This window comes from Blautia intestinihominis, from assembly GCF_040096655.1.
In the GTDB taxonomy this organism is placed as follows: domain Bacteria; phylum Bacillota; class Clostridia; order Lachnospirales; family Lachnospiraceae; genus Blautia_A; species Blautia_A intestinihominis.
This window is the reverse complement of the sequence record NZ_JBBMEI010000168.1, coordinates 1-1,805: the sequence shown is the minus strand read 5'-3', so window position 1 is coordinate 1,805 and position 1,805 is coordinate 1. Positions and strand designations below refer to the sequence as shown.

Here is a 1,805-nt window from a genome sequence, read left to right as displayed (position 1 = left end):
CCCTGCGGTACTGCTTTTCCTGTCTCTTTATCCACTTTATAAAGATTGATCTTTGCTGTCACACGGTCATTGCTGAAGGTATGGGCAAAAGATACGGTTGCTTCTTTATCATTGGTGTAAGAAAACTTGAACGTATACACATCTTCTGTATTTCTTACATAACCTTCCGGTGCCTGATCTTCTTTTACAGAATAGGAATATCCGATTGGCAGGTCTACTGTGAATTTTGCAGTTCCGTCTGCGCCAGTAGTTACTTTCTCAATCAGCGTTCCTTTTTTCACAACAACGCTTCCGTCTGCATTTCTGATATCATCGGATGCATACAGAGCAAAAATACCGCCTTTCAGTGGTTTCTTGGTGTCTTTATCCTGTTTTACTACGGAAACATCTGCTTTCTGTCTCTCGTTGTTAAAAGTCACATCTGCAAATACAACTTCTTTGTTCTGACCAGCATAAGTTAGAGTCACTGACTTTTCTTCGCTACCGTTATAGAAAGAGTCCGGTGCTTTTGTTTCTTTTACCACGTAGGTTCCAAGATGCAGGTTTTTCAGTGTGACAGAACCATTCTCACCTGTTGTCAGGTTTTCTTTTACAAGGTCACCTTTGCTGTACATTTTTGTGCCATAAGCTGTTACGATATCTGCCCCGGCATACACGTTATACACTGCATTTTTCTGTCTGCGGTTTTCATACTGAAATACCGTTCCATTTTCACTGACATCTGCTCCGGTAAGAACCTGTCCTTCTTTGTAAATGGTAAGCTCTGCCAGCTGTTCCTTATTTTCCACGGTTACAGCTGAGGTCTTACTTGCTACCAGTTTTACATTTGTTGCCGTTGCATTTACTACATATCCCTGTGGTGCTGTGATTTCTTTCAGATAAACGGTATCCTGTGTCTTGATAATCGTAACAGATGATTTTCCATTTTTATCTGTTGCAGGCATCTGAGTGATCAGCTTTGTACAAGCCTCATCGCTGTAAACGCCGAATACTGCACCTGCAAGATTGACATCCGCTGTATCGTCTTTCTTTACGATTTCGATCGTAGCCTGTTCAATCCAGGACACCTTTAAGCTTACATATTTTTCATCAGCAACACCTTCTCCAAATACAAATGCCAGATCCTGAACACTTGCATTCGTAGTCAATTTATATGCTGAATAATCTTTTGTAATACTTCCCTTCATCTTTGTAGAAAAAGAAGCACTTACATCTTTTGTCTGTGTCAGAGGAGCTGAGAGATAAAACGTGGTTCCTCCTCCAATTGTTACACTTGCACCTGCCGCACTTACATTTCCAGTAGATACATTATGGAGCTTTACTCCCTTTGGTAAGTCCATTGTGATTTTCTGCTGGGAAGATGCGTTGAACTGAATGTTCTCCGTTCTCTGAACATTTCCATCTACATAAGCCTTTACATTCGGCTTTGAAAATGACATCGCTACATCTGGTATTTCCGGCTTATTCACACAATAATTATAGAGTTCTTTTGCCAAAGCCTCGCCTGTAGCATTTGTTCCATAGAATGCATCACTGCTTCCATTGGCATATGATGCAGCCATGTGAATAATGATGAATCTTTTTCCTTCTGAAAAATCCGTGTGTTTATTAGCGAAAAAACTCTCGCTTCCTGCGGCATCTGTACCGTAATAACACACTTTTGCTAACGCCTGATTGTCTCCAATCTTTGTAATTGTATAATTTCCAGATCCAGGTCCTGGCTTTGCTGGCTGTACACAATACGCAGTTGCTCTGACGCTTCCGTAGCTGATATAGTACGGCTCTGTCAGATAGGTTCCAAGATT

1 protein-coding gene is annotated in these 1,805 nt (G+C 41.1%); it reads right to left on the bottom strand.

The annotated features are described in order from the left end of the window. Positions 1 to 1,805: thioester domain-containing protein (locus WMO75_RS19450; protein ID WP_349078838.1), on the bottom strand; the 1,805-nt coding region annotated here is incomplete at both ends.